The organism is Flavihumibacter sp. CACIAM 22H1 (assembly GCF_001601815.1).
GTDB lineage: Bacteria > Bacteroidota > Bacteroidia > Chitinophagales > Chitinophagaceae > Flavihumibacter.
In genome coordinates this window covers 30023-47244 of record NZ_LUKG01000013.1, presented here as the reverse complement: position 1 = coordinate 47244, position 17222 = coordinate 30023, and the positions used below count along the sequence as shown (strand labels likewise).

General features: G+C 44.2%; 16 protein-coding genes. 3 read left to right on the top strand and 13 right to left on the bottom strand.

Annotated features, from left to right (window positions below; translation table 11 throughout):
• Positions 1–40 precede the first annotated feature (40 nt).
• Positions 41–913, bottom strand: coding sequence for a permease-like cell division protein FtsX (locus tag A1D16_RS06025; RefSeq protein ID WP_290708389.1), 873 nt, complete (start codon positions 911–913; stop codon positions 41–43).
• Between the two features lie 145 nt (positions 914–1058).
• On the opposite strand from A1D16_RS06025, the gene leuS reads away from it, so the two are divergent.
• Positions 1059–3836: a leucine--tRNA ligase gene (leuS, locus tag A1D16_RS06020; protein ID WP_290708388.1), complete on the top strand. Its 2778-nt coding sequence runs from the start codon at positions 1059–1061 to the stop codon at positions 3834–3836.
• A 480-nt stretch (positions 3837–4316) separates the two neighbouring features.
• On the opposite strand, the gene A1D16_RS06015 is transcribed toward leuS, so the two are convergent.
• The 12 genes from A1D16_RS06015 to A1D16_RS05960 form a co-directional block, all read right to left on the bottom strand.
• On the bottom strand, positions 4317–5018 hold the full coding sequence (locus tag A1D16_RS06015; RefSeq protein WP_290708387.1) for a phytanoyl-CoA dioxygenase family protein: 702 nt from the start codon (positions 5016–5018) through the stop codon (positions 4317–4319).
• Positions 5011–5946 carry an arginase family protein gene (locus tag A1D16_RS06010; RefSeq protein WP_290708386.1) on the bottom strand — a complete coding sequence of 312 codons (936 nt, stop codon included), beginning with the start codon at positions 5944–5946 and terminating at the stop codon, positions 5011–5013. Before A1D16_RS06010 ends, A1D16_RS06015 begins: the two co-directional genes overlap by 8 nt.
• Complete coding sequence (locus tag A1D16_RS06005) at positions 5937–6881, bottom strand: hypothetical protein (RefSeq protein ID WP_290708385.1); 945 nt, start codon at positions 6879–6881, stop codon at positions 5937–5939. The genes A1D16_RS06010 and A1D16_RS06005 overlap by 10 nt, the downstream gene beginning before the upstream one ends.
• 3 nt (positions 6882–6884) lie before the next feature.
• The gene (locus A1D16_RS06000) at positions 6885–7838 is read right to left on the bottom strand and encodes a hypothetical protein (protein WP_290708383.1); all 954 of its coding nucleotides are present in this window, start codon (positions 7836–7838) and stop codon (positions 6885–6887) included.
• A gap of 98 nt (positions 7839–7936) precedes the next feature.
• Entirely contained in the window at positions 7937–8536 is a 600-nt protein-coding gene (locus tag A1D16_RS05995; RefSeq protein WP_290708382.1) for a helix-turn-helix transcriptional regulator, read from the bottom strand.
• Positions 8537–8747: 211 nt separating this feature from the next.
• Complete coding sequence (locus A1D16_RS05990) at positions 8748–9320, bottom strand: hypothetical protein (protein WP_290708381.1); 573 nt, start codon at positions 9318–9320, stop codon at positions 8748–8750.
• Positions 9321–9425: 105 nt separating this feature from the next.
• A complete protein-coding gene (locus A1D16_RS05985; RefSeq protein WP_290708380.1) occupies positions 9426–9959 on the bottom strand; it encodes a DinB family protein in 534 nt (177 codons plus the stop codon).
• 9 nt (positions 9960–9968) lie between these two features.
• Positions 9969–10880, bottom strand: coding sequence for a response regulator transcription factor (locus tag A1D16_RS05980; RefSeq protein ID WP_290708379.1), 912 nt, complete (start codon positions 10878–10880; stop codon positions 9969–9971).
• A gap of 16 nt (positions 10881–10896) precedes the next feature.
• The gene (locus tag A1D16_RS05975) at positions 10897–11655 is read right to left on the bottom strand and encodes an SDR family oxidoreductase (RefSeq protein WP_290708378.1); all 759 of its coding nucleotides are present in this window, start codon (positions 11653–11655) and stop codon (positions 10897–10899) included.
• Between the two features lie 91 nt (positions 11656–11746).
• Positions 11747–12817 (bottom strand): serine hydrolase, encoded by a 1071-nt coding sequence (locus A1D16_RS05970; RefSeq protein ID WP_290708377.1) that lies wholly within the window; start codon positions 12815–12817, stop codon positions 11747–11749.
• A 113-nt stretch (positions 12818–12930) separates the two neighbouring features.
• Positions 12931–13305 (bottom strand): hypothetical protein, encoded by a 375-nt coding sequence (locus A1D16_RS05965; RefSeq protein ID WP_290708375.1) that lies wholly within the window; start codon positions 13303–13305, stop codon positions 12931–12933.
• Between the two features lie 10 nt (positions 13306–13315).
• Positions 13316–14581, bottom strand: coding sequence for a hypothetical protein (locus tag A1D16_RS05960; RefSeq protein WP_290708374.1), 1266 nt, complete (start codon positions 14579–14581; stop codon positions 13316–13318).
• A 90-nt stretch (positions 14582–14671) separates the two neighbouring features.
• On the opposite strand from A1D16_RS05960, the gene A1D16_RS05955 reads away from it, so the two are divergent.
• Positions 14672–16582 (top strand): patatin-like phospholipase family protein, encoded by a 1911-nt coding sequence (locus A1D16_RS05955; RefSeq protein WP_290708373.1) that lies wholly within the window; start codon positions 14672–14674, stop codon positions 16580–16582.
• 10 nt (positions 16583–16592) lie between these two features.
• Positions 16593–17222: hypothetical protein (locus tag A1D16_RS05950; RefSeq protein WP_290708372.1), on the top strand; the 630-nt coding region annotated here is incomplete at its 3' end.

Sequence of the window (17222 nt, the reverse complement as noted above, 5' to 3'; positions counted from 1 at the left end):
GAAAAAGTAAAAACTAAAATCACCTGTTTGCTGGATAGGATTAATACAAATCATCCAGCTTCATCTTCAGGTACTTAACCACACTCCGGTGGGTACTGAGCAGAGATATAATAATTCCTAGTAATATGATTCCGCCTCCCAGTACCAATAACCAGGTAATATCTCGCATGGCTTTGAGTTCGGGTAGTTGTCTTTCCGCAAAAAAGATGAGGGTAATAATCCCGGCCAGGGCAATTACGCCGCTTATTGCGCCATTAATAATGGCGCGCAGATCCATGGGTTTGGCAATAAAGCCGCGGGTGGCCCCTACCATTTGCATGGTTTTGATGATGAAGCGATTACTGAACATTGCCAGCCTTATGGTATTATCGATCAGCACAATCACTACCACGCAGAGAACGATGGCTATAATGAGTAATATCAGGCTTATCTTTTTGACGTTTTCATTCAGGTTGTCTACCAGTGAGCGGGGATATTGTACATCGTTTACGGCAATATTCTGTTCCAGATCTACCTGGATGGCAGCCAATGAGTCGGAATGCACATATTCATTCCGCAGTGTAAAATCAATGCTGGCCGGCAGGGGATTGGCTTCCAGGATATTTTTCCAGTCGTCATTGCCATCGGCCATAAATTTCTTTTTGGCATCCTCCTTGGTAACATAGGTGTATTGCCGAACATAGGGTTTGCTGGCAATATACTGGGAAAGGTCGGCGCTGTCTTTGGCCGAAATATTCTCTTTCAGGTATACCCTTACTTCCACGTTTTCCTTAAAATATTGCCCCAGTTTATTGGCATTGATAACAATCCAGCCCAGCAGGCCGAGAATAAAAAGTACCAGGGATACCCCCAGTATGGACATAAAATAAGATGGTTGGGAACGTTTGGCGGAGGATTTTCCGATTTGCGTCATGATTTGAAATTTCGATGGGTCAGTACTAGGTCGATACGGACAAAAATAGCGGTTTTAGCCGTTCAGTTTGTATTTTTGTCGCCCCTTGGCCGGTTCTTTTAAGGCCAATTTCACATTTAAAATAAAGTTGATCTAAATCACAAGCATGGAATATAGTTTCAGGCAGATAGAAAAAAAGTGGCAAGAGCAGTGGAAGACGAACATGACTTACCTTGTTTCCAATACCTCGGAAAAACCTAAAGCGTATGTGCTGGATATGTTTCCCTATCCCAGCGGTGCAGGGTTACATGTGGGTCATCCACTGGGTTATATTGCCAGTGATATATACAGCCGGTTCAAACGGTTAAAAGGATATAATGTATTACACCCGATGGGATATGATGCGTTTGGGCTGCCGGCTGAACAATATGCCCTCGAACATGGGGTACACCCTGCTGTGAGCACGGAAGCTAATATCCAGAATTTCCGGAAACAACTGGACAATATTGGTTTTTGCTTCGATTGGAGCAGGGAGGTACGCACCAGCGATCCTTCCTATTATAAATGGACACAGTGGATTTTTCTGCAACTATTTGAATCCTACTATAACCGAACCGCTAAAAAAGCGGCGCCGATTACAGAACTGGTGGTCGCTTTTGCGGAACAGGGAAATGCAGGGTATGTTTGTCCGGGTAACCCGGGTTTACAGTTTACTGCCGGTGAATGGGCCGGGTTTTCGGAAGCCCGTAAGCAGGAAATTTTGATGGATTATCGCTTGGCATACTGTGGTTATGGAGAAGTTAACTGGTGTGAGGCGCTCGGCACTGTATTGGCAAATGATGAGGTAGTAAACGGCGTTAGCGAGCGGGGGGGCTACCCGGTTATCAAGAAAAAACTACGGCAATGGTACCTACGGATCACTGAATATGCAGACCGCCTGCTGGAGGGCCTGGAGCAGATCGAATTCAGCGATGCCATGAAGGAAATGCAAACCAATTGGATCGGCAAAAGTTATGGGGCTGAAATTGATTTTGCTGTGAAATCCGAGCAGCATTCGGTATCAACCTTGCGGGTGTATACCACCCGCCCCGACACCATTTTTGGGGTAGATTTTATGGTAATTGCCCCGGAACTAGACATAGTGGAGGGCTTAAAATCTGCCGCACAGGCAACTGCCGTAGAAACCTACCTCGACTATGTGAAGAGCCGCAGCGAGCGTGAGCGGATGGCCGAGAAAAAAATAACCGGTGTATTTACCGGGTCCTATGCCATTAATCCATTTGATGGCCGGGAAATTCCTATCTGGATATCGGAATATGTACTGGCGGGATATGGTACGGGCGCTATTATGGCGGTGCCCTGTGGCGATGAACGGGACCATCGCTTTGCTGTTCATTTTTCTATTCCCATCACCAACATTATTGGCGACCAATACGATGGGAAAGAGGCAAATCCTACTAAAGACGCCCTGTTGGAGAATAGTGGGTTTCTGAATGGAGTGCCGATGCGGGAAGCCGCTGCTATTGTGCTGGATAAACTGGAAGCAATGGGTATCGGTAATCGGAAAGTTAATTACCGCATGCGCGATGCTGCTTTTAGCCGCCAGCGCTACTGGGGCGAGCCTTTCCCCATTCAGTGGAAAGAGGGCGTTGCAAAAGCATTGCCCGCAGCAGATCTTCCGCTGCAATTACCTTATGTAGATTCCTACAAACCCGGACCGGAAGGAGAGGGGCCGCTGGCCAATATACCGGAATGGGTAGAGCGCGAACTGGAAACCAATACAATGCCTGGTTATGCAGGATCTTCCTGGTATTTTTTGCGGTATATGGATCCGAGGAATGAAAAAGAATTTTGCGCCCGGTCGGTGAGTGACTATTGGGGGCAGGTGGATCTGTACATAGGCGGAACCGAACACGCCGTTGGCCATTTACTGTACAGCAGGATGTGGACAAAAGCCCTCTATGACCTGGGGTATATCGGATTTGATGAGCCCTATAAAAAGCTGGTAAACCAGGGCATGATACAGGGCAGCAGCCGGTTTGTATACCGGATAAATGGCACCAATACCTATGTTTCAAAAGGCTTATTGGACGCAGCTGGGAACTATGAAGGCAAATTGATAGATAAACTGCATGTGGATGTAAATATCGTGGATGGGTTTACCCTCGATACTACAGCATTTAAAACCTGGAAACCTGAATTTGCCGCGGCAGAATTTATACTGGAAGACGGCATTTATACCTGCGGAGCAGAAGTGGAGAAGATGTCTAAATCCAAATTTAATACGGTTAATCCCGATCATATTGTTGAGAAATTTGGAGCTGACACCTTCCGGATGTATGAAATGTTCCTGGGGCCGGTGGAAATCAGCAAACCCTGGGATACCAAGGGCATTGAAGGGGTGCATCGTTTCCTGAAAAAATTCTGGCGTTTGTATGTAGATGAGCTGAAAGGCATGAACCTGAGTGATGAAGCTGCTACTGCCGCTGAACTCAAGATATTGCATCGCACCATTCGAAAAGTGGAAGAAGATACCGAACGGTTTTCTTTTAATACCGGGGTTAGTACGTTCATGATTTGTGTTAACGAACTGAATGAGCTGAAATGCCGGAAAAAATCAGTATTGCTACCCTTGCTGATATTGTTGGCACCCTATGCGCCGCATATTAGCGAAGAACTTTGGCAATTAGCGGGGCAGCAGGGCTCGGTGCTGGATGCTGCTTTTCCTGAATTCAGGGAGGAATTTGTGCGAGAATCGGCTAAAGCTTACCCGGTGGCCATCAACGGTAAAACCCGAACAGAAATTACCATTGCATTAGAGGCTACACAGGCAGAGGTAGAGGCCATTGTTTTGGGAAATGAATTGGTACAGAAATGGCTGGAAGGCAAAACACCGAAGAAAGTGGTCTATGTAAAAAACAGGATGATCAATATTGTACTCTGAGCACCTGTGAAGAACAAGGAATAATCCAAAAAACCGTCGTAAACGTCTGTTTATCGACGGTTTTTGTTTGAATACCGAAAGAGTTTTAAAAGGGCGAAAAAACACACCATCTTTGTATCAGCAACACAGAATACAACTACTGAAAGATCCAAATCCATTGAAAGCATTAATTATCCGGTTCCTGAAAAACTAAGATCATATCCTAAGAAAAATAGTTGTTTGTGAAATGCAGTTGATCCAATCCTTTGAAACAGCAGTAATGAATCCATGTCCGTGAAACGAGTAAAATCCAACCCAATGAAGAAGGTTTATTGATGTGTCCATCATTGATAGACAATTGTCCGGGCTCCCTGAAAATGAAGAGCGTAATATGCATGAAGCAAGTATTGAATCGTCTATTTCTATGAAACCGTAGGTTGATGTCTCGTCCGGAAAAAATTGAACCGCCTCCTTGTGGGGCGGTTTTTTATGGGTGGTATATCAGGGAATACTGGTTTTTTCTGACCAATGTATGGCATCGGGTAATGGTGAACGGCTGAATTCTATATGAATTACCCGTCTTTGCCGGTTATTGGTGGTTCTGCCGGAGGCATGTAAGAGCAGGGGTTTCATCAGCATAACGCCGCCGGCCTTTACGGTACAAACGATCTCCTTCATCTGCTGCAGATCGGCAGCGTTTAAACGAATAACGCCATTTTGGTGTGAGCCGGGTATTACGCGCAAGGCGCCATTTTCGTCCGTTGTCGTATCCAGGTGAATACGAATCGTAAAATTATCTTCAAGTATTGCGGTCGGGGGCTGTACCGAAAATTGGTCCTGTTTGGTGGTCCAGGGGCCGTAGCCCGGAATTTCGGTTTTTTTATCCACAGAAATAGTCAGGTCCTGGTGATAGGCTACAAACCAATTTGAGGCTGGGGGTTTGTCAAAATATATCGACTTTACGATAAAATAAGCGTTGCCAAAACGGTTAAAAAGGAGAGACTTGAGCTTGTTGGTAAAAACAAGTGGAAGGCAGTCCGGAATTTCTTTAAAAAACTGTCGTATGGCAAAAAGAGAAGAGGCTGTTTGGACACTATTCTGCTGGTTTGTATGTTGGTTGATGGTTTGCAGTATCTGAGCCGTTTCTTCTCCCGTATAAACGGAATCAATGAGCTCGAATCCATTCTGTTCAAAATTATTCATAACGCCAACTTGCGGTTACTATTTCACAAAAATTAGTAATAAATTCTTTGGTGTACAAGCCATCGGGGTCAAGGTCGGGGTCGAGAATGGTAATTTGCAAGCCGGTTAATTTATTACTTGCCAGGAGCGGGCGCAAGATTTCCTTGAATGCAGCATAGCTTAATCCATCCGGCGTTCTGCTATCTACTGCGGGCATAATGGCATCATCCAGTACATCAACATCTATGTGTATCCAGAAGCCGTCTAGTTTTTCCTGTTCAATCATTTGAAGAAAACTATTGGTGCAGGCGTTAGAACCGTTTTTTCGTAAACCCGCCAGGTCTGTATATTGAATAGCAGATTGAAGAATTTCATTAACATAAGCTTGCTCATACTCCCGGTTGCCAACACACCAAACATGTGATGGCTGAAAATAAGGCTGTTGCTGACCAATATTGGTAAGGCTCGGATGCCCGTATCCGGTAACGATGGCCAGGTCCATTCCGGCCGCACCGCCGCTTTGGGAAAGCGACGCACTCATGTAATCGGTATGTCCGTCGAGATAGAATAGGCCATACCTGCCTAATTTATTCAATGCCAGGGCGGTCCCGATTAAGATGCTGCAATCACCGCCAAGTAGGAGGGGAAACTGATGCCTGTTGAGTATGGTTTGCAGTAGCTCCGCCTGTTGTATTGCATAAGATATAATTGTCGGCACATTCCTTACACCCGATTTTGCATCCATTATAGACGTATAGGGCGGAGCAGGAAGTCGTTGAACTTCTACCGGCTGTAAGGCCCCATGAAAACCATATTTTTTTAGGTGATCAGGTAGTTTATTTACGCCGGGTTCATGACCGGGTAAGGGTTCTTTCAGACCTGCATTAAACGGAAGTTCAAGCACTACCAGTGAGTTCCTTCTATTTCCGATGGTCTTGTCTAAATGCATTCATTCCTCAGTTTTATTTTATGAGCTCTGATTTTTTCTTTAAGTGCCAGCCAGTGCCTTTTGCGAAGTGTGCAAGCCGGGTAAAGTTTGCTCCTGAAATCCTTCGTAATAATTCGAACGCAATTAGGTAGCTTACCCTGTGTTTCAAAAACAATTTCTTTTACCTGGTTTAGATCGTATACGGTTCTTTTCCAAAAATACAGATGATTTCTTACAACAAAATATTGGGCGGATACCTGGAAAAAATGCATCATCCAGGCATTCAGGAAGATCCAGCCGCTGGTAAACCCGGAAAAGAAAAGAATGGTAACTACGGAAAGTGGCTTGCTATTGGTCAACAACGCAAATCCGATTAAAAGACAGAAAGTAACAATAGATAATCCCCTCAGAGATGTAACAGGATTACCTTTAAAATTTTCGTAGAGCTCATTCTTCCCCGTATCCTTGGGCAGAAAAGACGGGGACGGTGCTATATATTCTTTTTTTTCCTGAATTACTTGTTTCAAAAAGCTTTTGATTTCCCAGGAATTTGAGTACATATCATCAAACAGAAAGATTGTTCGGTTGTCCTCCAATGTAATGGCCGTTGCTTCCATCGGAAAATCTATAAGTAGTCGAAAGGCCTGTTTACCGGTTAATCGGATTCTTTTTATTTCGGAGTAAGCGTAAACATTGTTTCCTATATATATAATGTCCGCGTCAAGGATTATTGTAGGAACGTTTTTTACATACTTGTACACGGTATAAAAGGCCAGCATACAGGTTGCGATGGCAGCAAGTAGCAGTAGTAATTGTTTGGGCATTTTTTCAAGACTTGCAGGCGTACTCAGGTATGCGAAAAGCAAGGTCAGGCCCATTAACAATAAAAAAATGAAGCCGATAGCTACCGAAATATAAAACTTGAAAATATGCCGTTTTGAGAAAATTGGAGCCATTGTTTAGTTTTCCGGTATAAGGCCAAAATACTGATTTCTGGTATCAAGTACCAGCTTATAAGCAAGAAATAGCTTATTACCCGTCATGCCACCAATGCCCATTTGTTGCATTTGTTGAATTTGTGCACTGTTTACACCCTCTATATAAGTGACAAACCGAATAGGGAGTTGTTGGTTGTTTACTGTAATGCCGGAAGCTGCTGCAATACTATTTGCTGTTAGGGTTTTTCCCCAGGAATTCACCTGGTAACGAAGGGGTTGATGGGGCGGTGTCGATAAATTCTGGGCAGTTGCTTTGTCCGTGAGCAATTCAAACATACTGGATCCCGTATCGAAGTACAGTAGGGTTGACTGGCCGTTTATTGTTGCTGGCAGTAAGATTCTTTTTTGCTGATAAATAAATTTGGAGAGCGTTAAATGGGGGCTGGTATTAGCCAGGGTGTCAGAAAGTTGAAGACTTCCGCCAGGATAATCAATGACAGCTACTTTCCCATCAATAAGGTCTACGCCAAATGTTCCAATTATTTCTATGCTTGCCGGATTGGTCCAGTTTATAGAGTCGTTCTCGAATTGCCGTATGGCTATGTTTTTCTGCTCTATGACGGTTTTGCCAGCCTGTAAGCAAAGTTGGCCGATTAAAGTACTTGTATCCTTCAGTTGAAGGACGCTGGGGTATTTTGATTGAATTGACAATAGTTTGTTCCGGTAAAGTAGGGATGAAGGGGCACCCAAATCAAATTGCATATAAAATTGCCGGGGACAATCTTTGAGTTTTACGGGTATTACTAATGCGGCATAAGGTTCCCAAACTGTGTCAATACTATCTCCCAGCCAGTGAAGGGGTATTATTTGGGTGGCATTGGTTCGGGTTTGTCCGGTTAAGGTGCCCGTTCCGACCAGGAGGCTACATAAAAAAAGGAGGCTACTGCTGCTAAAAAAGGAATTTTTTCTTGCCATATTCGATTGTTTTATCTGCAGCAAAACTAGCCAGGTGAGCCATGCTGCCCCCCGACATTTACCCGACATTTGCCCGACAGATATTGACAATCAATGAGTTATTTGGCAGCAAACTGTATTGATGCTATGCGCTTTAAGTGATACAAGTGCAAAAAAATAAGCCCCGCATTGCCTGTATACAAAAGGAAGAAAGGCCAGAGAAAATTTACAATACCGGTTTTTTCAAAGTAAATGACACGGATGAAATTATAGCCCATGGTGGCAAATAAAATAAGCCATAGGGAAATTGTCCAATAAACTTGCCTGCGTATGGCAGTTCTTGCAAAGGTTACTAACCGGTGATCTTGAAGCCCTGACTTTTTTAATAAGATAGCTGGGATAAGAAAATGAACCAAGGGAACTACCAGGTAACTGAAACAGGAAATGCAAATCAGTTGCAATTGGTAATGTTCGCGGTCGGTAGGGAGGATGTCGTTAGTATCACTAGAATCAGCAGTGCTGATTTGGTGGTCGACAAGTTCTTCATAAGGTATGTCCAACGCAGCGGCCAGCGTTTTCAGGGTATAGGGTCTTGGCCTGGTTTCTCCACTTTCAATCCGTTGAATGGTACGGGCTGTAATGGCCGCCTTATCAGCCAGTTCTTCCTGGGTGAGCCCTTTTATTTTTCTTGCGGTGCTTATTTTTTGAGAGAGTTCCAAAGGCTTTCTTTTAGTAAAGATAAGACCACCTGGAAATTTTGATAAGATCTGCACTGAACTGGTTGCGTAGTTCAGGGATGCTGTACCTGAAGGGATAGCTATTTTTTTGGAGATACACACGCAGGAATACCTGGGTATTACAATTGGTGAAATTAGTTTTCTATGCGGATCGTTTCGAATCAGTAATAATTCCTAAAAGCCGGGAAGATGCTTATCGGCCGATTAAGAGCATGTATTCTTTTGGTAAATCAATTCCGCTAAAATGATTGGTTAAACCGTAGAAAATAAGTAAGGTGATGAATAAACCGGCAATCAGTAAGATGCGAGATTTCAACAAGGCTGCAATATGACCAAAAAAGGATAAAATTGCCAGCGCATAATAAGGAATAAAAAAAAGGTTTACAGGAAAGTAGTTGATGCCGGCAGCCCCGAAATAAATATTGGTATTGAGGTGCAGGTAGTATCGGCCAACCAAAATGGCAGCAATGTGGATAAGTAAAAAGAAGGAAAGGTATAGCCCGGTAAACAGCTGTAGTTTTTCATAACCAGGCAGCTTGTTTTTTTCTTTTCTCCGTGCGAGGCGAATGCCGGAAAATAACTGCAGGCCAATAGAGAGGAATAGGATAAGTTCTACCACCGGGTGTCTGTAAATTTTTCGGAGCTGGTTCATAAGTTGTATATGCTGCTCTACTCCCCAAATACTGATCAGGTGGTTGAAAAGGTGAATGCCTATAAAAGCAGCTAAAAGTGTACCTGAAACTAAATGCAGCTTTCTGGTTTGCATTGTGCAAGATTTTTTCAAAATTAGTGCATAGGCTATTCTTGCTTCTTGACTTAGGGTAATATTTTAAGTTGTTGCCGTTGCAGAATGCGTTTATATGGTAGTTTGTTAGCTTCCCTGGTAATCGTTGGATTCCTGAAAAACCCATGCGGCATGCAGGTTTAAATCCTGCCGTAAGAGCAGGTGTAGTTGCCCTATATGGTGCGCTGTATGGCGCATATTATAGAGGAATATTTCCAGGAACGAATAGTTCATATCACCAGGTTCATTTCCTTCGATAAACCTCAATTGCAGTGTTTCTTCTGTTAAGCCATTGATCAGTAACTGGCATTTTGTTCGAATGGCATCAATGTATTCAAGCATTTCGCTATTGGAATATAGTTTATCCGGTACCATATCGCCGATGGAGTTCGGTGGACATTGTTCCGGTGGCAATTGGGTAAAGGCAAGCCCGGTCGAAAATGCTGCCGGTGGAAAACAGGAATAATAATCCAGGAAAACAATCGTATGATAGGTGATGAAATAAGCACGTGGATGAGTGGAAAAATAATCGTCCGGAACTGTTTTAATACAATTGGAAAGCATTTCTATGCAAGCGCCGAACTGACTCCATAATAGTTCCCTGATAAGTTTGCTATCCATATTTTATAGTTAAAAAGACTGCCTGAATTCCAAAGGCGTAAAATTTGTTTTTGCTCTGAATAATTTGCTGAAAGATTGTGGATGTTCAAAACCTAATTCATACGCAATTTCGCTTATTGATAAATTAGTGGTGGATAATTTTATCTTGGCTTTTTCTATTAATGCCTGGTGAATATGGTATTGGGTACTCTGACCGGTTAGGTGTTTTAGTAAGCTGCTCAGGTAACCCTGGGAAACATGCAACTGGTCGGCAATGTACTGAACACTGGGTAACCCGGTCCTGCTAAGTGCTTCATTGTTGAAATAATCGGTAATTAGTTGGTTCAACCGGTTGAGCAACTGATGATTCGTTGGCTTTCGGGTGATGAACTGCCGCTGGTAGAAACGTTCGGAATAATGTAGAAACGTTTCAATTTGTGAGGCAATGATACGCTGGTAAAAGGGATCAATATTGGTATTGTATTCCAACTGTATGTTTTGGAGTATATCTAATAAAATGGCCTCCTCTTTTTCCGACAGAAACAAGGCTTCGTTTACGGAATAGCTGAAAAATTCATAGTTGTGGATGGTTTTTGCCAGCGGTGTTTTCCAAAGAAAATCAGGATGGATGAGCAACATCCTTCCTGATTGTTTGGGTTCCTCCGGGTTATGTTCTACCTGAAAAACCTGGTTGGGAGCAATAAAATATAAAACACCTTCATCAAAATCGTATTGTTGCTGGCCGTAGCGGATTTTCCCACAGTTACGTTTAAGTGAAATGGAATAAAAATCCATTACTATTCTCAACTGCCTTGTTTCGGGTGGATACTGGAAATCATGCACATTCAGCACACTGATCAACGGATGTTCCGGTGCCGGCAGATTTCTCATCCGGTGAAATTCGCTGATCGTTTTAATCCGAACCGGTTGGCTGGTTGTCATTGCTTTGATTCATTACTTAAATAGCTTGCCCTCCGGAAACTTCGATCCGCTGGCCATTTATCCAGCCAGCTTCATCGGTGCATAAAAAGGCGGCTACACCACCTATATCGCCGGGCAGGCCTACCCGGCCCAAAGCAGTAATACCGGCAATATACGAATTGATCTCTTTATTGTCTCTGGTCCTGCCACCGGCAAAATCCGTTTCAATGGCACCAGGGGCCAATACATTTACTCTTATTTTCCTGGGTCCTAGTTCTTTTGCCAGGTAACGCGTAAGGGTTTCAACGGCGGCTTTAGCGGATGCGTATACCGACGAACCAACCATGGTTATACGGGTTAGTCCGGAAGATATGTTGAGGATGGCTCCCTGTTCTTTAATATAAGGCAGGCATTGTTGAGTAAGAAAAAATACACCCTTAAAGTGAATAGTAAAGATTTCGTCAAATTGAATTTCGGCTACCTCTGCTATGGGAGCATAGAGGCCGGTTCCGGCATTATTGACAAGAAAATCAAACTGTTCAGATCCCCGGCTTTTCTGTAAATAATCGGTCACCTGGCCCAGGAAGGCACTGAAACTACCGGTATTGCCGGTATCGAGCTGAAAGGCAACCGCAGTTTGCCCCAATTGGTTGATTTCATTTACAACCTCTTCAGCAGCTTGTTTATTGGAATGATAGGTAATAATCAGGTCTATCCCTTTTTTGGCCATTGCCAATGCTATATCCTTTCCGATACCGCGGCTGCCACCTGTTACCAGGGCAATTTTTGTACTCATTTTTTATGGATTTAATGAAGCACAAATTTCCGGTTCCCTTATTTACCAGGTTTAGCCAGATCTGCTGAATTTGTAGCCGAAAATCAGATGATCAATTTATGACAGCATTTATTTTTTCCCATAATGCGTTGTCAAAACCCGACACGGCAAAATCAGGGTTGGCAGCATCCGACGCTTCTCCCATTCTGATCACCACCATTTTTTTGCCTGGAATCACATAAATGCGTTGATCTTTGGCACCCATTGCTGCATACATATCGGCCGGGGCATTAGGAACCAGGGTGCCTGTATAAACAGTTTGGTCGCTGGGTAACATATAGGTTGTTTTTCCATTCAGCCACCACAGGTATCCATATGAGGGATTAATGGATTGGGAACTGCTGGTGCTTTCGGTAAAGTAAGCTTCAGGTACCACCTGTTCTTCTTTCCATTTCCCTTTGTTAAGGGCCAGTAGTCCAAAACGTGCCATGCTGCGGGTGGTGCTGTGATAGATGGTGAAAATGGTACCGAAATTCCAGAATCCATCCATTCCTATCTTGTTCTTAAGCTTGGTATTAAAATAGGATTCAAAGTTCTGACCGCTTGCAGCCGCTACTACATCGGTTAGCTTTTGAAATACGTTGCCATAGGCCCAGCGGGTTCCCGCATCTGCCACATAACTAAGGTTGGATTTTATAACCAATTGTTTGGTATCATCAATTCCGGAGGTCATCGTTAACAGGTTCCGGACCTTAATAAGATTTTCTTTTTCCAGTAACATGCTTGTCCAGCCGGTACCGATATAATCCGATACGCGGTTATTGATATTCAGCAGGCCAGCCTGTTGTGTTATGCCCGTTGTGGTAGCTACCAGCGTTTTGCCTGCACTGTTCCATTCCCAGTCGGTAGCAGAAGAATGCCCATTGAAATATTCTTCCAGCACAATTCTTCCGTTTACCAGTATCATAAAGGATTTGCTGTTTTTGGCAACCAGGAAATCCTTTAATGGCTGAATAGCAGTCAGGTTCCAGCCCAGGCTGGCAACTGTTTGCGCTTCCCAGGCAGTACCAGAATTGGGAGGGAAATACATGGAATCGGAGGGAGTATCCGGTGACTTGGGGTCGTCTTTTTTACAGCCGGAAATAGTCAATAAAACTATTGACAGCAACAGAAAAGGTTTCATACAGGATTGGTGATTTGGTTGATCATTGGACAGGAAACTATTCAAAAGGTTTAAAGACAGGCATAAAAATCTAGAATTACAAAAAAAGATAACGTGTATGATGCGTTTTTATTTTAGATATTTGATCGCTTTTGAATATTAAATACAGTACCTGCCGGATCCTGAATCCAATGCATGCCGGGAGGAAGCTCTTCCAGTTCGTCGCAGGTATCGATACTTTTTGCTTTCAGATAAGCAGTTGCTTCTTCCACATCCGGAACCGTGAGTTGCAGCCAGGTTTCTGAATGCGTATAATTATCAACACAATCGAGCCATAGTATATTGTTTCCGAATTTAACAGCATGTGTTCGGGAGATCGTCGGATTTTCAATCGGCTTTTCTTCCACTTCCAGTTGAAGAATTTCTTTGTAAAATCGAACAGTTTCTTGGTACTTGCTTTTCGGGATTTTTAAAGCAATATTTATACCTGCTTCAAAGCGTTTTTGCATCTGTGAAGATTTAGTTGAGTGTATCTATTTTCAAGTATCGATAGAGTTGCAGCAACCAGTCTGTATGGCCGGATAAAGGTAGTGCAGGCGCTATTCCGTTATCTTCCAGGTACAATAAGCCGGGGGTTCGCATATCGGTCGGATAAAAGGAAAATTCTCCGGAGGGTAATGGAATATGTTTGCCGTAATTGCTGCCATAAGCCAACATGCCTTTAGTCTGCTGGCCGGCTAGTAATACCCCTTTCAGTTTGGATAAACGCACTGCCGTTATTTCCCCCATACTAATGGTATTGGCATTGATCAGTACCAGTACCTTTGATTTTTTGCGTTGTTGTTTAATCCACCTGATATAGGGCTTTGCCATTGATCCGGCACCGCCGGTATTATTCCGAAGGTCGACAATAGTGTAGGGCAGGGGTAAAGTTGTTCCAAGCAATTGCACAAGGCTGTCGGATTGCCGGCGATGTATTCCGTTATTGGCGAAACTGCTTACCCGCACATATCGGACGGAAGGCCTTGGTTCCGTAAGGAGAAATGGTTTTGCGGTATCGGGCAGGTTGCAATAATCCACCGTATTTCCGGCTTTACTATATACCCCGTTGTAATAGGATTGGTAAAAACTTGAATAGAGCAGTTTTCCTTCCTCAAATCGTTCAATAGGGTGGTAGAGAAAATTATGGGTCAATGGGTGAAGGTATATTGCGGAAAACCGGTTATCGCCTTTTTCGGTTAACCAGGCAATAAGTTGACCGGGTTTCATATAAGGAACAGCGGATTCTACTACTATGCCCTGGTACTGCCTGGGTCCTGTTTTAACCAATGCCATTTTATAATACTCCCCATATGTATAAATGCCGGTTAACTCCTGCCGGGGTAGATCTGAAAGCGCTTGTTTCAGCGAATCTGTAGGTAGGGGGCTAACCGGCCAGGTGTTGAAATAATCGGAAGCATACAAGGAGTCAATTTGGGTATTGCTTTTATACAGGGAATAATTCACCCGCTGGTAAAAGCCCAGGTGATTGTCGCGGACCAGGCTGATCAATTCGCTAAGGTGGAAAAAGCGCTGGTGAACAGTGGCGGTATCTGTCCGTTGACGAATAGCCGTTTTAAGTTGCTGGTACTCCGTTAATCGATTAGGGATTAGTTGTTCCCGGAAAGAGGTGGTTTTCTGTAAGAGTGAATCAAGCGCATTTACTTCCTGCACAAACCTGTTTTCGGTTTGTCCGTTTACGAGGTTAAATGCGAAAAGGATAAGGCATAAAAAGAATAATCGCATGGGCGAATATCCATAAAAAATACCGGAAAAACACCCTTGGTAACTTCCCTGCGCTGTCTTAACTTTCTATAGTTAAACCTTCTCCAAGTCATGCTCTTCCCGGATACTCCTTTTCAGTCGCTTGCGCTGGCACTTTCCGGTGGCGGGTTTCGTGCCGCCGCTTATGGTCTGGGTGTATTATCATTGTTAAACAAAATAAGGGTGTTGCAGCCCGATGGCAGTACCCAGCCCTTACTTGAACAAGTGCATTTTGTTTCCTCGGCCAGTGGGGGAACCATTACCTTAAGTGTGTATGCTGCCTGTAAATCCGCCGGAATGTCATTTGACGCGTTTTACCGGCACCTGTATCCGAAGCTGGAGGGGCAGGTACTGCTTAATCAGGTATTTACTGTTTTAAAAGACGATGCGAATTGGAAAGCGGGTTCGGCAGAGGGAAAATGCCGGAACCCGATCAATGCATTTAGCCTGGTTTACCATAAAATACTGTTTGCGGGTATTCCCGGTAAATTGGGGGATCTGCGCAAGCCAGCCCAACCGTCTCATATAAAAGAAGTATGTTTTAATGCTTCTGAGTTTACAACGGGTTTATCCTTCCGGTTTCAATGTTGCCAGGAACCCGAAAATCCTCTAGCCCGCGGAGGTGATTTTGGCAGTGATGGTGCCAGTTTGGTAGATAAAGATTCCTGGAATACGATCGATTCTATCCGGCTTGCGGATGTGCTGGCCAGTTCCTCCTGTTTTCCCGGCGGATTTGAGCCGATGCGGTATCCCGCTGATTTCGCTCACGAAGAGCTCCCTGTTTCGGCTCTTGAGCAGGCATTAAAAATTGAACCAACCATCGGTAAGCCGGTTAAAACACTTGCCCTCATGGATGGCGGCATCTGTGATAACCAGGGCCTCGACTCCCTGCTCAATGCCTTCCGAAGAGCACCCCTGCTGGCTAATCGAAACAACTCCAAAGGGGATGCTTTTGACCTGCTGCTGGTTTGCGATGTGGCCAGCCATTATATGCACCCTGCAGTTTTCAGCGATCCGGCCATTCCGTTGCAGGTACGGAATAAAACATTGGATAATTATTGGAGCAAACTGCATGCCTGGTGGACTAAAATTCCGCTGGCCCTGGGCTTACTGAGTTGGGGTGGATTGTGTTTAGTGCTTTACCTGGGTTGGTATTGCTGGCAACATGGTATGCAGGCTCCGGCCCTTATTTTGGGGGTACTGAGCATACTGGTAATGCTGACGGCATTTGCTGCTAAGCGCGCCATTAAAAAGTATAAAAACAAGCCCGGCAGTTTTGTATCAATCCTGCACCAGCCAGATCTTGAAAACATATTGCTGCGGCTTTTCCCAGGTGCAGGTTTCAGTGTTGAGCTGGGCAATCAATTGGTAAACTACCTGCGGCAGCGACCGATTTCAGAATTGAGCCGCTGGGTAATGGACCGTGTCAGTTCGGGTAAAACATTGTTGGGTGATATTTTCCTGAAACAAATCAGGCGGCAGATTTATTATAAACTGTATTCAGATCAACAGACCTTTTATCGTCGTACCTATATTCCTATTTATTCGCTAAGCAAAACCAATAATAAAGCAAGGAAAAACCCTGCTTTTGATATCCAGGGAGAAGAAGCGGATAGCGCTTATGCGGAAAGAAAAAAGCAGTTCCGCCTTTTGCTGGCGCAACACAATATGTATTCGCCCGAAATGCAAAAAGTGGCAGACCTGGCCTACTCAATGGGCACCACCTTATGGTTTTCGCCCGAAGAGGAAGGAGCCGATACCGGCAGGAATAAACGAAAAGCATTGATCGCCTGCGGGCAATTTACTACGGCCTATGAGTTGTTTCAATATGCGCTATTATTGGAGCAAAGCCGGTATAACGATCATCTTTCTGCCCATTATAAACAGGTTGTATCTGACATGGTGCTGCAATTAAAAGCATTGATGGAGAAGTTTCGCAAAGATCCCTACTGGCTGGTAAAAGAAATGGAAACTGTCCTTTAAACTAATTTTTATGGCAACTACTGCTGCTTACACCAGGCCGCCGTTTCGTAAACTAAGGGCCTATGCTTTTGATCCTTCATTATCCCTGGCCGTTGATACGGTTACGGTTAATACCATTACTTACCGCGTAGAATGGGAAGACCTGGATTTTTACTCCTTCGACAGGAAAGCAAATAAGTCAAAACAACGTTCGCCCGAAAGCTGGCACAGAACGGTGCCTTCCGGCGATTACATTGAAATTATAGATATTGATCCTGCTTCAGGAGTGCTGTATGAACCGGTAGACCTTGATCATCCGCATGTATTGGCTCAGGATGGGCTTAATCCGGATGTAGGAGATCCGCGTTTTCATCAGCAAATGGTATATGCGGTTATTATGGTTACCATCAAAAATTTTGAACAGGCACTGGGAAGAAAAATTCAATGGTCAGACAGGCGGATTCCGGATGCTGCCAAAACCAGGAATCATTATGTACATAAGTTAAGAGTGTATCCGCATGCCCTTCGAAGAGCCAATGCCTATTATCACCCGGCAAAAAAAGCCCTTTTGTTCGGGTATTTCCCGGCCAGGTCGGGCGATGCGCGCCTGCAGGTGCCTGGCAGTACGGTATTTACCTGCCTGAGCCATGATATAATTGCG